The following is an 18,059-nucleotide window of genomic DNA, read 5'->3' as shown; positions in this document are numbered from 1 at the left end:
TTTCTGCCGATAGCAAACATAAAAGGTAAAAATAAATGACTGAACCACGCACAAAAGGAAGACCACAGACAGATAAAAGTTCGCCAAAAGGTGCGCAGGCACTTGAGCGCGGGCTGGATATTCTTCAATTTCTGGCCAACTCAGGTGGTAGCTCATCAGTCTCCGTTTTATCCGAGCAGTTAGGTTTACCTTTATCAACGACATTTCGCTTACTGAAAGTCCTTGAGCAAGCAGAATTTATTTTTCAAGACCCACAGCTTGGCTGGTGGCATATCGGTCTTCAATCATTCACGGTTGGGGCGACCTATATGAATGATAGGGACGTTGTATCGGTGGCAGGGCCATTTATGCGCAGGCTAATGCTGCTATCAGGCGAAACGGCAAATCTGGCTATCCGTAATAATTTGGATGCAGTTCTGATCCGCCAATGTGAGTGCCATGCGTTAGTGAGAATGTGTGCACCTTTAGGGAGTCGCTTACCATTACACGCTTCAGGGGCTGGGAAGGCGTTATTGTTCCCTCTTGATGAAGAAGAAATGTTAGAGCTTGTGACACGTTCCGGCTTACAGGAATTCACCCCTAAAACCATCACCAGTATCAATGTGTTGAGAAAGGCATTGGGGCATTATCAAGAGCTGGGCTATGTCATTGATAGCGAAGAACATGCACTGGGTCTTAATTGTTTAGCTGCGCCGATATTTGATCGTAATAATTCAGTGATAGCGGCAATATCAATTTCAGGACCGAGTTCAAGGGTAACTGAAGAGCGTTTTACTGAGCTGGGAGAACTGGTTCGTGACGTTGCTGCGGATATCAGCGCTGCATTAGGTGAGCGCCAATAAAGACAAGAGACCAGCGGGTGCTAACCATCCGCTGAAAAGACAATATTTAACAGGTAGTTAGCTGATAATCAACGCGCTGACTAACCAATGAGCACAGAATACATAGATAACCCGTTTTAAAAAACGGTTTTTTTAGATAAAAAATCAAGTTGGAAAAATTTTCCAAATAGGAGTTGTTATGGCTAAGATGCGCGCAGTTGATGCTGCAATGTATGTACTGGAAAAAGAAGGGATCACAACGGCATTCGGTGTTCCTGGAGCCGCGATAAACCCATTCTATAGCGCTATGCGCAAGCATGGTGGGATCAAACACTACCTAGCTCGCCACGTAGAAGGGGCTTCGCACATGGCTGAGGGATATACAAGAGCAAATCCGGGTAACATTGGGATGTGTCTTGGTACATCAGGCCCTGCGGGAACCGATATGATCACTGCATTGTATTCCGCGTCTGCTGATTCAATTCCTATTTTGTGCATTACAGGCCAAGCCCCAAGAGCGAAATTGCATAAAGAAGATTTCCAAGCTGTTGATATCGAGTCTATCGCAAAACCTGTCACCAAAATGGCAACAACCGTGTTAGAACCTGCATTGGTTCCTCGCGTATTGCAGCAAGCTTTTCATTTAATGCGTTCAGGCCGTCCGGGACCGGTATTAATTGATTTACCTTTTGATGTGCAAGTCGCTGAAATTGAGTTTGATCCAGAAACCTATGAACCACTACCAACTTACAAACCTGCGGCGACAGTGGCTCAGGTTGATAAAGCGCTGGATATGTTGTTCGCATCGAAAAAACCACTGATCATCTCCGGTGGCGGTGTTATCAATGCAGATGCGGCAGACAAACTGCAAGAATTAGCTGAAATCTGTAACGTACCCGTCATTCCAACGTTAATGGGCTGGGGAACTATCCCTGATGACCACAAATTAATGGCAGGTATGGTGGGCTTACAAACGGCTCACCGTTATGGAAATGCCACTTTATTAGAATCTGATTTCTTATTAGGAGTCGGTAACCGCTGGGCAAACCGCCATACCGGCACTATCGAGAAATATGTCGGCGACCGTAAAACGGTACATATTGATATCGAGCCAACGCAAATTGGCCGTATCTTCTGCCCTGATTTAGGGATCGTGTCTGATGCTAAAGCGGCTTTAGAACTGTTGGTTGAGCGTGCAAAAGCACGTAAAAAAGCAGGCTCTTTACCTGATTACAATAAGTGGGTGGATGAGTGCCAAGTGCGTAAACGTACTATGTTACGTAAAACGCATTTTGATAATGTGCCTGTAAAACCACAACGCGTTTACGAGGAAATGAACAAAGCATTTGGCCGTGATGTTTGCTATGTCACAACCATTGGTTTATCGCAAATTGCTGCGGCTCAAATGTTACATGTATTTAAACCACGCCACTGGATCAACTGTGGTCAAGCAGGCCCATTAGGTTGGACTCTGCCAGCAACTCTGGGTGTTCGTGCTGCTGATCCTAAACGTAAAATCGTTGCCGTTTCTGGCGATTATGACTTCCAATTTATGATTGAAGAATTGGCGGTCGGTGCGCAGTTTAAACTACCATACATCCACGTTGTCGTGAATAACGCCTACTTAGGTCTGATCCGCCAGTCCCAACGTGGCTTTGATATGGATTACTGTGTCCAGCTTTCATTTGAAAATATTAATAATGAAGCATTGGGAGAGTACGGTGTTGACCACGTTAAAGTGGTTGAAGGCTTGGGTTGTAAAGCTATTCGCGTATTCAAACCAGAAGACATTGCACCTGCATTTAAACAAGCTGAACAACTGATGGAAGAGTTCAGTGTGCCTGTTGTTGTGGAAATCATTTTGGAGCGCGTCACCAATATTTCGATGGGTACTGAGCTGGATAACGTGACTGAGTTTGAAGAAGTTGCAACATCTGAAGCGGATGCACCAACGGCAACAGCGTTTTACCAATACAAATAAGGGAGCGGAAAAATGACCAAGTTTGCAGCTAACTTATCCGTGCTATTTACTGAAGCCGAGTTTATGCAGCGCTTTAAATTGGCGGCTCAAAATGGATTTAAAGCAGTGGAATACATGTTTCCTTATGATTTTTCAGCGCAAGCTATTAAGCAAGAGTTAGATGAAAATAAACTGATCCAAGTTCTTTTTAACTTGCCAGCCGGTGACTGGAATGATGGTGAAAGAGGGATTGCTTGCTTACCTGAAAGACAAAGTGAATTTAAAGAAGGCGTCCAAAAAGCCATTGAATATGCAAAAGTCTTGAACTGTAAACAAATTAACTGCTTAGTGGGTCGTAAAGACCCCTCTCTTAGCGAAGAAAAAACTCTGGAAACTCTCGTTGCAAACTTGCGATATGCTGCGGAGCAGTTAGAAAAGGCAAACATTCGTTTATTAGTTGAAGCAGTGAATACTTATGATATTCCAGGTTTCTATCTAAATAAGTCTGCACAAGTTGAAGATTTAATTAATCGTGTTAACCACGCGAATATTTTCTTCCAATACGATATTTATCATATGCAACGTATGGAAGGTGAATTAACGGCAACAATGCAGCGCTTATTAAAGCACATTTGCCATATTCAATTAGCGGATAACCCAGGCCGTAATGAACCAGGGACCGGCGAAATTAATTATAGCTATCTATTTAAACAGCTTGAAAAAATGGGCTACACAGGTTGGATTGGCTGTGAGTATAAACCAGTAACCACAACCGAAGCCGGTTTAGGCTGGATGAAACAATATTTATAATTAGGAGAACATCATGAAATTAGGCTTTATTGGTTTAGGAATTATGGGTGGCCCAATGGCGGCTAACTTATTAAAAGGTGGCCATCAGTTAGCTGTTAATACACGAGGAAATGTCCCTGCGTATTTAACTGATGCAGGTGCCAAAGTTTACCCAAGCGCAAAAGAAGTTACTGAAAATGCAGATATCATTTTTGTGATGGTACCGGATACACCACAAGTGGGTGATGTTCTTTTCGGTGAAAATGGTTGTGCATCGACATCATTGAAAGGAAAAATCATTGTTGATATGAGTTCTATTTCACCAATAGAAACCAAAGAATATGCAAAGAAAGTCAATGAATTAGGTGGCCAATATTTAGATGCCCCAGTTTCCGGTGGAGAAGTTGGCGCTAAGCAAGGCACTCTGAGCATTATGGTGGGCGGTGAAGATGCGACTTTTGCTAAGGTAAAACCGTTATTTGAACTGATGGGCAAAAACATTAGCCTAGTTGGTGGCAATGGTGATGGGCAAACCTGTAAGGTTGCAAATCAAATTATCGTTGCATTAACCATTGAAGCCGTTTCTGAAGCATTGGTCTTCGCATCGAAAGCAGGGGCCGATCCTGCACGTGTTCGTGAAGCGTTGATGGGGGGATTTGCCTCTTCTCGCATCCTTGAAGTGCATGGTGAGCGCATGGTAAAACGCACGTTTGAACCAGGCTTTAGGATCTCTTTACATCAAAAAGACTTAAATCTTGCCTTGCAGGGCGCTAAGGCTTTATCAATGAGCTTACCGAATACTGCAACCTGTCAGGAGCTATTCAACTTATGTGCGGCACATGGTGGCCAAGATAATGACCATTCAGCCTTAGTGAAGGCAATTGAAATTATGGCTAACCATAAATTAGGAGACTAATTCGCAGTGTAGTTTTTTAGACGTAATGATCCTCATGCTGTAAGTGTAAGTAGTAAACAGTTTAACTAGTCGTTTATTTGCCCCATGTATTTGGGGCTTTTTTTTGCATCGTATTAAACGAATAAAAAAGAGATAATATGATGAGCACATATTACCTCTATATTTCTAATCATCCGAGTTACAGCGAGTCAACATTGCGGTCATAAAGTATTACAGGTATACAAGAATTCATTGACTTGTCTTTCCTATTTAACCGAATCCCACTTAAATATATTTTCAAGAATAATAGAAATAATGATTCCCATTAATAACCCATTTGTGATGATAGGCCTTACCATCAATGGAATGTCTTGCATGTATGTTGGTGGAACACTCATCAAGAATATGCCAATAAAAATAGGTAACGCAAGGCGATAAATATTGCGTGGGTTTAAATCTAGAACACGAATAAATAACAAGGAAGACCACAGTAGTGGTAAGTAGGTGACCATCATAACGGTACTGCTAATCACTAAAGGAAAGGTAGAAAAGAGCGACGAAAATAAAGGGACTATACTAATAACTAAAAATAGCAAACTACCAATAATAAACGGTTTTTTGCTGAAATCATTGGTCTGTGTGATGAGCCCTATTGATGAAACAAAAGGCGCGAAAGGAATAATTCCTAATGGGGAACAGGCAAAAGTCAGCGCACCTGAGCTAATAAAGCTGCGGCGATACATCGCTGGGGTAGCTGGCGAATCTGGGTGGAACAAATCAGTTCCTTTTATTGCGCCAAACGTATTGGACGTATTCAACAGTGAGGCAATAACACAGGTTGCGACAATACCATAATTGATAGTCTCAACTTTTCCGAGAGGAAACAGATACCACTCAATGCCATTTGTTCCTACTGAGTCACTTCGAAAGATCATGGCAAATAAGAGCCAACCCAGTATGGAGCCAATCAGTACGGCATATTTATTAATATGACGAGGGAGTAGGACAATAATCCCAATAATTAGCACCATGATAAGTAAAGCCAGTAAAAAGGTATCAAAATTAATATGGACAACATCGGTTGTGGCACTAAAAGGTAAGCCCAACATGCCTTTTAGAAAAATAGTAATTAAGTTAGCGCCGAGTAATAACATGAATACCGCCATTACTCCGGGGGAAAATAATAAAGCCAAATATTTTCCTGCGCCACTCAAACCGATAATAACCGTTATGATCCCTGCAATGGCAATTCCTACGGCAAAGCTTCCACCAATAACCTCCAGTGGTGTTCCTTGAGCAGACTCCGCAAAGGCGACAGATAAAATCGTTCCCCACCAAAGCCCTGCGGGACCCTCCATAATAGAGCGCTTGTGCCCGAAAATCGCTTGAATCAAGCAAGCTAGCGATGTGGCTAAAAAGGCATACTGGGCAATTGTATGGGTGGTCGCATTGCTCAGATGAAATGCAGATTGTAATGTGGGAGGAATAACAACCGTATTACAGAAAATAAAGAAGAACCACTGCAAGCCGGATAACACATTATCTTTGTTCAAATTAAACATAAATGACATCCTGTTATAAATGACAATACAGCACACCCAATAAAGAGTGTGCTGTATTGTTTACATCCTATTACTGTTGGTGTTTTAAGATAAACTGCCCGATAGGGGTTTCACGAACACCAGTTTTAATATCGTAGATAGTTTCCCCGCGTAATATGGTACGTGCAACTTGAGCACCAATTTTGCGGCCTACATATGGGCTGACTTTATGGCGATACTCTAAGTCTTGAGCTTTTAATTCATAAGATGAATTTGGTTTGATGAATACAAAGTCTGCATCCTTACCAACGGTAATTGAACCTTTGTGCTTTAGACCGAAGATCTTCGCTGCATTAGTTGCCATCAATTTAGCAAATAATGGGAGTTTCATTCCGCGTTTTTGCACTGCCTCATCAAACATCAAGTCAACACAGGTCTGCATCCCGGCAATTCCCCCCCAAGCCTTGAATACATGGCCTTCTTTCATTTCTGGTGGGCATGGTGAGTGGTCAGAACCTAAACAATCGATTTCACCATTAAACAGTTTTTCCCACATGCCTTCTTGGTTCGCTTCATCACGAATTGGTGGTGAACATTTAGCTAGGTTGCCAATTTTTTCAAACTGATTGGTTGTTAAGGCAAAATAGTGTGGGCAAGATTCAGAGGTAACATCCTGTCCTTCATTGCGGGCCTTAGTCACTTCAGCAACACCTTCAGGGCTACTGATATGACAAATATGCACTGGGCAATTAGCCACTTTAGCAAGATATAGCACGCGGCGAATTGCTTCAATTTCAGTGTACACTGGGCGTGAAGCGACGTAATCATGAGCGGTGACTCGACCTTCAGCTTCAGCTTCTTTGCCTAATTCATCACATATTGATGCATTTTCACAGTGTACTAACACGCGAGAACCATCGAATTTACTGATAATTTCTGCGCCACGTAAAAACTGGAAGTCATTAACATCACGGAAGTCATTATCAATAGTTTTATCACCACAAGTCGCGATAAAGCATTTGAAGCCCACAACACCCACTTCATCTAATTCGTGCAGTCTATCGAGATTATAAGAGACTAAGCCGCCAAATTGAGCCGCATCAACGGATAGTTTACCCGCGGCAGCGTCAAATTTCATTTGAATACTTTCACGGTCAACGGTCGCAGGTAACTGATTTAATGGCATTTCGATGATAGTTGTAATGCCACCTTTTGCCGCTGAACGGGTTCCTGTTTGATAGCCTTCCCAGTGTGTTCTACCCGGCTCTGAAATATGGGCATGAGAGTCAACCATACCGGGGGAAACGACGAGGCCTGTCGCATCTATTTCTTCTTTCGCCCCTTTTAAATCAGAACCAATAGCCGCAATCTTGCCATTTTTTACCGCGACATCTGTTTTAATTGCTTCGTTTTCAAGAATGACAGTACCGTTTTTAATGATTAAATCGTATGACATAGGGTATTCCTTAGATAAGATTATAATTTCATTTTATTAACATTACTGTTCAGCATGTTTTCAATATATTAAAACGGGCTGAATAGGGTATTTAGTTCAGATTACACTGGGTTTTTTACGCCAATATCTGAATCAGTCACGGCTTTAATTTTTTTTTCGACCACCTTAGAGGTGTCTTTTTTAAATAAAGAGTAAAGAACGAAGGCTAAAATGACACCTGCGAACCAAGACAAACGGGATACAGGCTCTAATACCGGAATGAATTTTCCACCAAGTGAGAAAATAACAGCGATAACGGTGACAACGAATGCGGTCACATTAAATCCATGCTCATAGAATTTATAATCGCCTGCACGGGTATATAAGACGTCTAAATTAATGTTGGTACGCATCACGATGAAATAATGCGATAACATGACGCCAATAACTGGACCTAAAATACCGCCAATAATATCTAAGAAAGTATAAATACTATCTTGGTTCTCAATTAACTTCCACGGCATGATTAATACGCTGATGATACTTGCAATAATAACCCCATGGCGGTAAGTCAGTTTTGATGGGTACAGTGAAGCAATTTGGTATCCAGCAGGAATGATATTACCGGCAGCGTTGGTGGAAATTGTCGCCATCAGAATAACAACGACCGCAAATAGTGATGCATATAAGCTATCCCATTTCTGAACAATATCGAGTACGTTCCAAGTATCAACACCATAGTGAATGCTAGCACCTGCTAAAATACAGACACTACTAATAGCAAAGAGTAGGTAAGCAACTAACAAACCGGCGGTTTGTCCAATGGCTTGTTGTTTAAAACTCGTCGAATATTGAGTAAAATCAGAGGCATTCACGGCTGGGGCAGCCCAGACAGCGACGACACTATTAATCACGATAAAGAAAAAGAAAACTTTACTTGGCGCTTCACTTATACCGTTTGGGATATAATCCAAAATAGGTTGAATACCAACTAAAGAGATTGACCAAATCGCCATACCGCCAAATAAAATATAAATACATGGATTAAGGATAGCGGTAAGTTTATTTAATACTTTTCCTCCGCCTAGTCCTATGGCTACGTTCATGACCCAGAAAACAATGAAAACAATAAATGCTGGAATGGTAACTCCCATATAGGTTTCGCCATTACCAATATTTAAAAATTCAGGCCAAACTTTACCAATTAAGATTAATAGCGCTAATGAACCGGTAAAGCATTGCAAGCCAAACCACATAATAGCAGCAATACAGCCTCTTAATACGCCAGGAAAGAGTGAGCCTTTAATTCCATAGGATGCACGAAGTAGCATTGGGAATGGGATACCATATTTAGACCCCGCAGCACCATTCATTACCATCACGAAAGCGATACATATTGCACTTAATACAATGGCGAACATAATGTTCAAAGTAGAAAGACCCAGAATAAAAAAACCGCCAACCATCAGGTAATTAGGGACATTGTGGACAGAACCCATCCATAACGTAAAGTAGTTAAATGTTTTCCATGTTCGTTGCTTCGGTGTTTTAGGTAATAAATCATCTGTATAACCGCGTTCACGATAAATCTCTTTTTCTTCTGAATAGTTCATATATGTGTCCTTCCACGCATATAATTTAAATTTGAAAGCGAGAGATTTAACTAATCGAATTTTTAATAAAGTAATAAAGTAATTGTTTTAAATTTTTAAATAATATTATTTTTTATATGCACATCAACTTAATAACTAGTTATTTATATATAGTTATTAGCGTTAGCTTATTTAATTATATTGACTACAAGAGAATTAATTCTTGAGCTCAATATAGCCACCGTTAACTAATAGATGCAATATAAATTTAAAAAATTTTTCCAAAAAATAGATCTAGAGCACCATTATCTATAAATATTCATTATAAACATGATGTTACAAGGTGTTTTTATTCTCATTAATTCTATTTTTGTTGTTTTTTATGATGCGATTTGTTCGAATTAAGTTAATTAACTCTATTATTGATTGATTTTGATATGGTTAGTTGATTTTTAAGGCTGTATTGGTTTGGTCATCTTAAGTTGAAAAAATTAATTTGTTGATTTGTATGATATAAATTTAACGGAAAATATTTCCATTAAAATCTTTATCAATCGTTTTTTTTTGATACAATGGCAAACAGAAGTTGATAGCTCTACTCAGAACTAAAATATTTTTTAGGAAGTGGTGCTGAATATAATCATCTCAATTTAATAATCTAATCTATTTATAAGCAATATGAGTAAATTGCATGAATAGATGTATATTTTGATAACCGATAATATTTTGCTAAATTAACAATATTATTAAGTGATTACTTAAACTTTCTATAGGTAGCCATATATGAAAATTATCATAGCCCCTGACTCTTTCAAGGAAAGTATGAGTGCAAAATGTGCTGCAAATGCCATAGCTAAAGGGTTTAAACTTGTATTCCCAGAGGCTCAGTATCTTTGCTTGCCGATTGCAGATGGGGGGGAGGGAACGGTTGATGCATTAATTGCTGCCGCAGGTGGTGAGCGAGTATCACTTGTAGTTAAGGGTCCATTGGGGGATATGGTAAGCGCTTACTATGGTTTATTAGATGATGGTAAAACTGCCGTCATTGAAATGGCACAGGCCAGCGGATTGATGTTAGTTAGCCCAGAACAGCGTAATCCAATGCATACGACGAGTTATGGAACAGGCCAGCTCATTCAAGATGCCCTCGAAAAAGGGGTGGAAAAAATCATTTTAGGGATTGGAGGGAGCGTAACTGTTGATGGGGGCGTTGGGATGCTTCAAGCCTTAGGTGCCGTTTTTTATGATAGCCAACAAAATAAACTTGGTTTAGGTGGTGAAGTTTTAACGCATATTGCAACGATTGATACGTCAAGTCTGTCTCCTCAGTTGCAACATTGTACGATAGAAGTGGCTTGTGATGTTGATAATCCATTGGTTGGTGAACGTGGAGCTGCCGCGATATTTGGCCCTCAAAAAGGGGCAACACCGTCAATGGTATTGGCATTGGAAGAAGGTTTAAATCGTTTTGCTGATGTTATTGAACAAGTTAAAGGTCATGACTTTAGACATTTATCTGGTGGCGGTGCTGCTGGTGGGATTTCTGTCGCTGCCGCTGCATTTATGAATGCACAGCTCAAACCCGGTATTGATATCGTGATTGATGCCGTGAAATTAGAGCGAGAAATCCTTGATACCGATTTGGTGATTGTCGGGGAAGGTAGCATGGATGGGCAAACGGCAGGTGGTAAAGCGCCTTTAGGAATTGCCAAAGTTGCAGCCAAACACAATGTTCCTGTTATTGCACTAAGCGGTGTTTTAGGTAAAGGTGTTGAAGCTCTTCATCAAGAAGGCATTGATGCATTTTTCAGTATTTTGCCAAGATTAAGCCCATTAGATGAGGCGCTAAAGCAGGGGACAGAGAACGTGCAACAAGCGGCATATAATATTGCAAAAGTTTTACAGTTAGGTAAGTTATTGTAATTAATTTTATTTTTGTCTTTTTGGGATGTTGAGTGTTCGATAAAATTAATAACATTTCTATAAAATAGATGAAATCCGTTTTAGTGCTGTGAAAACCTGTTTTGATTCAGGGTAGTTAGAAAGTGTATAGGGTTAACACGAGTCTAACCAAGTGCTTTTGATATTGCCCTAATTTTCGTTCAGATACATATTTTTATGATGTAACAGGCGTAACAGCGATACAGGTTGATATCATGGACATCTGTTATAAGGTTTTCTAAAAATATAATGTTACTCCGCTGTGAAGCCTGTAATATCTTCAATATCGATTTCATAAGTATTAGACTAAAAGTAGTCTATCAGTTTATGACCAACTGTTAATCGAAGATATCCAACGTAGCTATAACTCTATTTCTTGTTGCTTTATATATGTTAAATGCAACGAAATTTGTATCAAACATGACAAAAATAATAGAAGAAAAAGGTTTAAAATATCAATTGATTCAAGATCTACTGAGAATTTTGGGGATTAGGTATATTATAACGTCCTTTAATTAAGAAATTAATAGTTATTGATGTTTACTTTAAATTCAACTCCCTATTAGGGAGCTGAATTAATATTTATGGAGTAGTTGCAAGCTATTGGTAATCCCATTAATGATTGAGGTGAAATAGTTTGAAAGCTCCGTCTGAGTACATCAATTCTCTTATCAATATTCAGATGAAAATCATCTATTTCACGCTGCCGCTATGCGTTGACTAATAACCTGAGTTACTGCTGGAAAAAGACAATGTATTCCTTGACCGTTTCCGTGGTTCCTGAATATAGGGCTTGCCAGTGATTATATTGAAGATTAAGGCTAATGGTCGGGATGGTTTTACGAAATTATCATGTATTGGCTCGATAGTAGAGGTAGTGGGAGAGCTTTAATGTCGTCATACAGTATATCCTACGGCACAATTTCAACATGAAATTGGTGGAAATTCTTTATATATCAACCTGTTAGGCTGGCGGAGTCTGAATTAAGCTTGTACTATATTGATTTTAAATCAATAAAACTCAATTCAACTTTTAATTTGGGCCTATTGTTGGGCCTAAAGTTTATTTTACTGTTTTTTGCTCTAGACTAAAAAGTAGATTGCTATTTTAATATGATTGGTTGATGAAACGGAAACGACCAATAAAATTCTGTAGATTGTCTTGTGCCATAAGCATACATTGTTGATTGTTGATTGTTGATTGTTGATTGTTGATTATGATACTCATTTTGTTCTAATTCATTATACGCTAGGATATTTGCCATATTCATCAATTAAAAAAATCTGAGACAGGTACCAGTTATTGTTTTGTTTGACAAAATGATATTCATAAATTGAGGAATAGTATAACTGTGTTACTTTAGTCGTAATATTGGCAATATTTTCGATAATTACTGTAGCTATAATTTTGGGCAATATTTCCATATGCTCAACAGCAATACTATATGATTTTTTCACTTTGTTTTCTTCCAATCAGTTGCATATGTTTTGTCTATCAAGCCTTTTAGCAGCGATGATGGTTCATGTTGTCTTTTCGTATTTCTGGATATTTTTTGTTTTATAGGTTTGGCTGGGGTAGGGCCTAATAAGAGATCAAAAGCATCATCAATAGTTATATTTTTTTCTGCTGCTATAATTTGAGCTTGTAATTTTAATAACCTCTTTCTTGCTATAACTGATTTAGTATCCATATTAACCTTTAACGTAATGAATTTCATATGGCTATTATCAAATCTGGTGTATGGCATCATGTCGCGTTCCTGTCTGATTGATCCGATACCCGTTCACCATTCTTGAACTTTACATTGTTGACCACTAGCGTCAGTAGATTAAATCCTTTGATCTGCTTCCATTTATTTTGTGCTGATTCCAACAGTTTGTAAACCATTACTAAGGTGGTTTCTCGTGAACCACAATTACGTACACGCTTGGTTCTCAGTCGAACGGTTACAAAGGTCGACTCTATTGGATTGGTCGTCCGAATATGGCACCAGTATTCGGCCGGGAAATCGTAGAATGCTTGCAACTCATCTCTGTCCTTGCGCAGGCGTTCCATCGCACCATAATACTTCGACCCAAAGCGCACCAATGCACGATCAAAAGCTTTGTAGGCATCATTATGAGTCTCAGATATCCAAATCTCATGCAATGCTGTTTTGACCTTAGGCTGAGCTGACTTTGGCTACGTATTCAGAATGTTCGCCGTCTTTTGTATCCAACAACGTTGATGGCGTGTATCTGGATAGGACTTGCTCAGCACCTTCCAAAACCCTAGTGCGCCATCACCAACCGCGAGCTTAGCACCTAACAACGATGATAATGTTTCCTGATAATCACCTGTGCTGACACCCTTCAGGTACAGCCAAGGCATTAGCTCTTCTACACTTCTAGCTCGCTTTATGTAAGGCATGTAAGGCATGTAAGGCGGTAAAAGGTTACTGCTGAAACGGATTACTGATCCACTCTGATCACGTACCTTGGGCTCTTTAAACTTGATATCACCAATACCAGTGCTTTGCGAACATCCGGTAACCTATAGCCAGCATACTGATCTAGTAACACCTGAAGCTCTGCTTCAAGGGCCTGAGCGATCAAATCTCTGGCACCCGACCGCAGAAGTTTACTCTGTAGGGATGTTATCTGTTTTTTCTGGTTGTGAAAGCGCTTTGAGGGTAGAATTCATCATGGCGTGTCACCTTCTATTTATTGGTAACTTTATCTTTATCAATCAATGGGATATGTCATCCTTCTAAATCCTCGTACACCAGAAATCACTATAACTCATTGCATATCGTTAATCCATTAACTGACAATCTCTATTTCTAATTCTTACATCTATCCACGATGTCATATCTTTTAAAAGAGCAAGGGCATCTTCTTTTCCCCGCGTATTACCCCAAAAACTTAGTTTAAGATATTAAATTATAGCTTGATATCAGTACACTAAATAAAAAAGAAGGTCTAGGTAATGACCACCTTTACGAATATTTGTAAAGGTGGCTAAATGATATTATTCAGTTTGATTGATGTTCTATCTTATGGATGTTATTGGGATACCACTGCATCAATTATTCTCCGTCCTATGGGATGAAAGCGGTTTGACTCTCATTCTGTTGTTCTATCTACCCGCCCGTATGATAAACATATCCTCCATCGTAAAAAATCCCTCCTTGTTCAATACAAACATCATGTCCGTAGCGTTCATAGTCAAAGTAATGGGATAAATGACCAAGTTGGGCTAAATCATAACAACCACTTTCTTCTATCCAGTAATAACCTAAGTCATATTCATTATTGACCCCCGCTAATTGCTGGAAAGAATCTAAATTATCCGCTAAATGAATTAAATCATGAATTGAACTCGCTGAAGAACCGATTTCAATTGCCGCCTGATAAAGGTCAATTTCATCAGGCGATAACATGGCTAATTGTGTGGCTAACTCGTTCAACTCATCTAAAAGGCTATATTCTGAAATGTAGGATGAAAGGCCATCAATTGAGGATTCATAGTCGGTCAAGAAATACTCTTCATAGTGAATACCATCAATGCCAATACGGGCTAAACAGTGTTCTATCTCTTTTGAGGTTGCTGGAAGCTCAAGCCATTCACCAACCAGCTCTCCTTCGTTATATTTTCCTAAATTCGTAATAAAAACAGAAATCATTCCCGATTTTAGGCATGGGGAAGCCGTCGCTGTTATTCGCATATTCATGTCCTATTATTGATGTATTGTGATTTAATTAATGGCGATATTTTGATAAAGGGAGCTATTTCCCTTTAGAAGACGATGTTGATATAAAATATCCATCAGCTGAAAACAGACAATCTACTTAAAACGTGATTAATGACGTTTTAGATCAAGATGATGAGCAGACTCACAGATCCGATAATGCGTTATGTTTTTTACCATGATTTATTTTTGTGTGGGTTAAAACGAAAAAAGCCCCTGTCCATCAGGACAGAGGCTCTTGCTTTCGTGGGCTATAGGTTACAAACTAAAATGCATTATAATAAAATTATAATCATGATTATGTTTTTAGGCATAAGCTATTCTTAAATCACTTTATTTTGGCTTTCCAAAGAATCCATGTAGTCAGCATATGTAGTGGTCAACAAAAATTGGTCACCGTTTTAAAGTTTTCCCAATATAATCGTTCTGATTCATTGGGCGTTAAGCCACCGTTATATTGATGGGGTCTAAGCTGGCTATAATACCCGATGATATATCGTGTTATTTCTTGCTGTGCTTCTATAAAATTACGGTAGCCTAAAGTGGTACCCATTCTGTCTTTAAACTTCGAAAGAATCGCTCCATCGGCGCATTATCCCAACAATTACCTCGCCGAGATAAACTTTGCTTTATCTGATAACGCCATAATAATTGGCGATATTGGCGGCTTGTATAATGACTTCCTTGATCTGAATGAAACAGGATATTTATTGGATTACCTCTTGATTCAAAAGCCATTGATAATGCTTTTCCTGTTAGCTGGCTATCCGGTGAAAATGACATCGCCCAACTAATGGGTTTTCCAGCAAATAAATCCATTACAACAGCAAGATACATCCAGCGGTTACCTGACCAAATATAGGTCATATCACCCAACCAAACTTGGTTTGGCTTCATGACCGCAAATTGACGCCCGAGATGATTTGGTATTGCAACGTGCTCTTGAGTCGCGGTTTTTTATATCGATGATTTGGCGTTTGGCAACTCACTAAGCCGAGTAATTTCATCAACTTAGTTGCGCGATAGCGTGTTAAAGGAACCTGTTTTGTATTCGATACAATGTCAGCAATAGTACGAGCACCAGCAGAACCGCGACTACTTTCATGGGCTTCTCGAACAAGCGCCCGAAGCCGTATTTGCTCCGCTGATGGTACCTTTGAGCGATGACGCCAATATTGATAGCTACTGCGATGAACACTGAACACGTTACACAGTTGTTTAATACTAAAGCGCCGACTGAGTTTCTCGATCAGCGAGAATTGTTCAGAGAATCCGACATCACCAGCGCTGTAGCCTTCCTAAGAAACACATTCTTCTTTTGCCTGTAAAGTCATACCCATTCTCTCGGCTTGGCGTTTGAGATTTTTTAGTACCATTTCTTTGTACCGCTCTTCGTAATATTCAGCGCCAGGATCTTTATACTTTGTGCCATATTTCATTGCATTGTAAAACAGTATAGCTATCTTTCTTGCAGTGGCAGTTACCGCTTTTGCTTTACCAATCCTAGATGAGAGCCTTCGATAAAATGCACCAAGGGCTGTATCTGAGCGACCAACGGTCGTTGCTGCTAGTCTGAGATGAGCGACAACTCGATTATTACTCTTTCGGGAGTGAGAAGACATGACCTTACCACCACTAATTTTTGAGCCTGGGCATAATGTTAACCATGAGGTAAAATGCTTTTCAGTCGGCCATTTATTCATATCTGTACCGCACTCAGATATCAGTCGTAACGCAAGAAAAGGGCCTATGCCGTGAATTTGCGTGAGATCTGCCCCTATTAAACGATAAAGCTTTTCTCGCACATCAAATGTCATTGCGTTTGCCTGCTTTGCTCTGTGCTTTGGTTTGGGGATAGGCTCATCGGGTTCGCTCGAATTTATGCAAAGCCTATCGAGTACAGCTTCAATTTGTACATCACATTCACCAACTCGTAACTGATAGGCATCATACATAAGAACAGCCTGACGTAGAGCAAATAGATGTTCTGGCTGATAGTTACCTTTTAGGGCCGCACAAATTGTTTGTTCGTCTGCTTTACCACGTGGATCTCTGAATTTTGCTAATATAGCTGGGTCGTGCTCGCCCGCAACGATGGCTCTTACAATCTTCATCCCCGTTACGCCTGTGATATCAGAAACGACTATATGCAATTGAACGTTCATGAATGTGAGTGCTTTTTGCATATGTTGAATATGCGCTGCTGCATAATCCAACATACGTTCTCTGACTCGCATATATGTCCGAAGTTCAGCTATTGTAGCATCGGGTCTAAAACTGGCTTTTAGCAAACCACATGCATGAAGCCGCTGGATCCATTGTGCATCTCCCACATCAGTTTTCCTACCTGGTATTGCTCGGGTATCACGTGCGTTGGAAAGGACAACCTCAAAACCATGTTCTTCCAAAATTTCATACACAGGTACCCAGTATACGCCGGTCGACTCCATAGCGACGGTCGTTATTCTACATTTAGTTAACCAACGTGCCATGTTATGGATATCGCCAGTAAAAGCTTTAAACGTTTGGACGGATTTGTCACTGCGATCAGGAGGAACGGCGACAACATGAAAACGGCCACCTATATCTATACCCGCAGCATTAGGATTGATGACAGGAAGTGATTGGGATTTTGGTTTTAATTTTGACATAGTAACCTCGGCTCAATTGTGAATACCGGATGGGGAACTCGGATTAATCACTTTCCTAAACGGGGTCTATGCCACCAACATCGGGTCCGCAGATTTCCCTGGGTCAGGTTTTTTGACGGGATTTATGTCTCCAAAAGGCGTACGACCACTATCCGGTTAATTTAGAGTATAGATTTTTCTATGTTTCTAGTCAGATGGGGGATATCGCGAAATGTAGGCAGTTTTTTAATATCTCATTATGCTCTTCAAGTCGTGCAATTTTCTTTTTCAATTCACGGATCTCGACTTGTTCTGGCGTCATGGGGGACGCTTTCGGTGAAATCCCTTTGCGTTCTAGCTTGAGTTGCCGAACCCATTTGTCCATGGTTGATTTACCGACGCTCATGGCGTTGGCGGCCTCGACTACGGAGTAGCTTTGGTCAAGTACCAGTTGAGCAGCTTCAAGTTTAAATTCAGCACTAAAAAGTCGTCGTATACGTTTTGCCATAAATGTCACCTGTCTGTTTATGAAGTGATGATATCACCTCTGACTTAGTGACCAAATTAACTATGCCATATATGGACGTCCCGCGTTGTGCAAGCTCTGAGTTGATACGGTTTGCTGCCATATATTCGGCGTCGTTAGTGGATCTAATGATCCGCGCCATGATGTCATCCGCACCCTGTTTCCTTATCACTACATCGGTATGTCACTACCATGGCA

Annotated in this window: 11 protein-coding genes and 3 pseudogenes; 5 read left to right on the top strand and 9 right to left on the bottom strand. The window is 40.1% G+C overall.

The genetic code is table 11. From position 1 onward, the window contains the following. Positions 1 to 35: 35 nt before the first annotated feature. The 4 genes from ACIPUA_RS22315 to glxR all read left to right on the top strand — a co-directional run bounded on the left by ACIPUA_RS22315 (position 36) and on the right by glxR (position 4,486). Complete coding sequence (locus tag ACIPUA_RS22315) at positions 36 to 842, top strand: IclR family transcriptional regulator domain-containing protein (protein WP_006661242.1); 807 nt, start codon at positions 36 to 38, stop codon at positions 840 to 842. Positions 843 to 1,020: 178 nt separating this feature from the next. Beyond that, positions 1,021 to 2,802 carry a glyoxylate carboligase gene (gene gcl / locus ACIPUA_RS22310; RefSeq protein WP_104872846.1) on the top strand — a complete coding sequence of 594 codons (1,782 nt, stop codon included), beginning with the start codon at positions 1,021 to 1,023 and terminating at the stop codon, positions 2,800 to 2,802. Positions 2,803 to 2,814: 12 nt separating this feature from the next. Further along, on the top strand, positions 2,815 to 3,591 hold the full coding sequence (hyi, locus tag ACIPUA_RS22305; RefSeq protein WP_104872845.1) for a hydroxypyruvate isomerase: 777 nt from the start codon (positions 2,815 to 2,817) through the stop codon (positions 3,589 to 3,591). 13 nt (positions 3,592 to 3,604) lie between these two features. After that, positions 3,605 to 4,486: a 2-hydroxy-3-oxopropionate reductase gene (gene glxR, locus ACIPUA_RS22300; RefSeq protein WP_104872844.1), complete on the top strand. Its 882-nt coding sequence runs from the start codon at positions 3,605 to 3,607 to the stop codon at positions 4,484 to 4,486. 245 nt (positions 4,487 to 4,731) lie between these two features. On the opposite strand, the gene ACIPUA_RS22295 is transcribed toward glxR, so the two are convergent. The 3 genes from ACIPUA_RS22295 to ACIPUA_RS22285 form a co-directional block, all read right to left on the bottom strand. Next, positions 4,732 to 6,027, bottom strand: a complete 1,296-nt coding sequence (locus ACIPUA_RS22295; RefSeq protein ID WP_104872843.1) for a uracil/xanthine transporter — start codon at positions 6,025 to 6,027, stop codon at positions 4,732 to 4,734. A 70-nt stretch (positions 6,028 to 6,097) separates the two neighbouring features. Next, entirely contained in the window at positions 6,098 to 7,462 is a 1,365-nt protein-coding gene (gene allB / locus ACIPUA_RS22290) for an allantoinase AllB (RefSeq protein ID WP_104872842.1), read from the bottom strand. A 101-nt stretch (positions 7,463 to 7,563) separates the two neighbouring features. Next, positions 7,564 to 9,054, bottom strand: coding sequence for an allantoin transporter (locus tag ACIPUA_RS22285; RefSeq protein ID WP_104872841.1), 1,491 nt, complete (start codon positions 9,052 to 9,054; stop codon positions 7,564 to 7,566). Between the two features lie 762 nt (positions 9,055 to 9,816). On the opposite strand from ACIPUA_RS22285, the gene ACIPUA_RS22280 reads away from it, so the two are divergent. After that, complete coding sequence (locus ACIPUA_RS22280) at positions 9,817 to 10,956, top strand: glycerate kinase (protein ID WP_104872840.1); 1,140 nt, start codon at positions 9,817 to 9,819, stop codon at positions 10,954 to 10,956. A 1,472-nt stretch (positions 10,957 to 12,428) separates the two neighbouring features. Here the strand turns inward: ACIPUA_RS22280 and ACIPUA_RS22275 are convergent. The 6 genes and pseudogenes from ACIPUA_RS22275 to ACIPUA_RS22250 all read right to left on the bottom strand — a co-directional run. Beyond that, entirely contained in the window at positions 12,429 to 12,725 is a 297-nt protein-coding gene (locus ACIPUA_RS22275; protein ID WP_237683227.1) for a hypothetical protein, read from the bottom strand. Beyond that, positions 12,722 to 13,660, bottom strand: a pseudogene (locus ACIPUA_RS22270) (transposase). Before ACIPUA_RS22270 ends, ACIPUA_RS22275 begins: the two are co-directional and overlap by 4 nt. Before the next feature lie 436 nt (positions 13,661 to 14,096). After that, on the bottom strand, positions 14,097 to 14,681 hold the full coding sequence (locus tag ACIPUA_RS22265) for an antirestriction protein ArdA (protein ID WP_166267887.1): 585 nt from the start codon (positions 14,679 to 14,681) through the stop codon (positions 14,097 to 14,099). Between the two features lie 403 nt (positions 14,682 to 15,084). Beyond that, positions 15,085 to 16,003: pseudogene (locus tag ACIPUA_RS22260) on the bottom strand (IS3 family transposase); the annotation flags it as partial. Continuing rightward, complete coding sequence (locus ACIPUA_RS22255) at positions 16,004 to 17,356, bottom strand: IS110 family transposase (RefSeq protein WP_449060154.1); 1,353 nt, start codon at positions 17,354 to 17,356, stop codon at positions 16,004 to 16,006. It lies immediately after the preceding pseudogene. Positions 17,357 to 17,579: 223 nt separating this feature from the next. Next, a pseudogene (locus tag ACIPUA_RS22250) lies at positions 17,580 to 17,880 on the bottom strand (transposase); the annotation flags it as partial. Positions 17,881 to 18,059 lie beyond the last annotated feature (179 nt).

It is taken from the genome of Providencia sp. AGC89, assembly GCF_053543535.1.
This window is presented reverse-complemented; position numbering and strand designations above follow the sequence as displayed.

Excerpts from the sequence above, each read along its gene's own strand:
- ACIPUA_RS22275 (WP_237683227.1), bottom strand. The coding sequence starts at position 12,725 with ATGATGCCATACACCAGATTTGATAATAGCCATATGAAATTCATTACG.
- ACIPUA_RS22265 (WP_166267887.1), bottom strand. The coding sequence starts at position 14,681 with ATGCGAATAACAGCGACGGCTTCCCCATGCCTAAAATCGGGAATGATT.
- glxR (WP_104872844.1), top strand. The coding sequence starts at position 3,605 with ATGAAATTAGGCTTTATTGGTTTAGGAATTATGGGTGGCCCAATGGCG.
- allB (WP_104872842.1), bottom strand. The coding sequence starts at position 7,462 with ATGTCATACGATTTAATCATTAAAAACGGTACTGTCATTCTTGAAAAC.
- gcl (WP_104872846.1), top strand. The coding sequence starts at position 1,021 with ATGGCTAAGATGCGCGCAGTTGATGCTGCAATGTATGTACTGGAAAAA.
- ACIPUA_RS22255 (WP_449060154.1), bottom strand. The coding sequence starts at position 17,356 with ATGTCAAAATTAAAACCAAAATCCCAATCACTTCCTGTCATCAATCCT.
- ACIPUA_RS22285 (WP_104872841.1), bottom strand. The coding sequence starts at position 9,054 with ATGAACTATTCAGAAGAAAAAGAGATTTATCGTGAACGCGGTTATACA.
- ACIPUA_RS22295 (WP_104872843.1), bottom strand. The coding sequence starts at position 6,027 with ATGTTTAATTTGAACAAAGATAATGTGTTATCCGGCTTGCAGTGGTTC.
- ACIPUA_RS22280 (WP_104872840.1), top strand. The coding sequence starts at position 9,817 with ATGAAAATTATCATAGCCCCTGACTCTTTCAAGGAAAGTATGAGTGCA.
- hyi (WP_104872845.1), top strand. The coding sequence starts at position 2,815 with ATGACCAAGTTTGCAGCTAACTTATCCGTGCTATTTACTGAAGCCGAG.
- ACIPUA_RS22315 (WP_006661242.1), top strand. The coding sequence starts at position 36 with ATGACTGAACCACGCACAAAAGGAAGACCACAGACAGATAAAAGTTCG.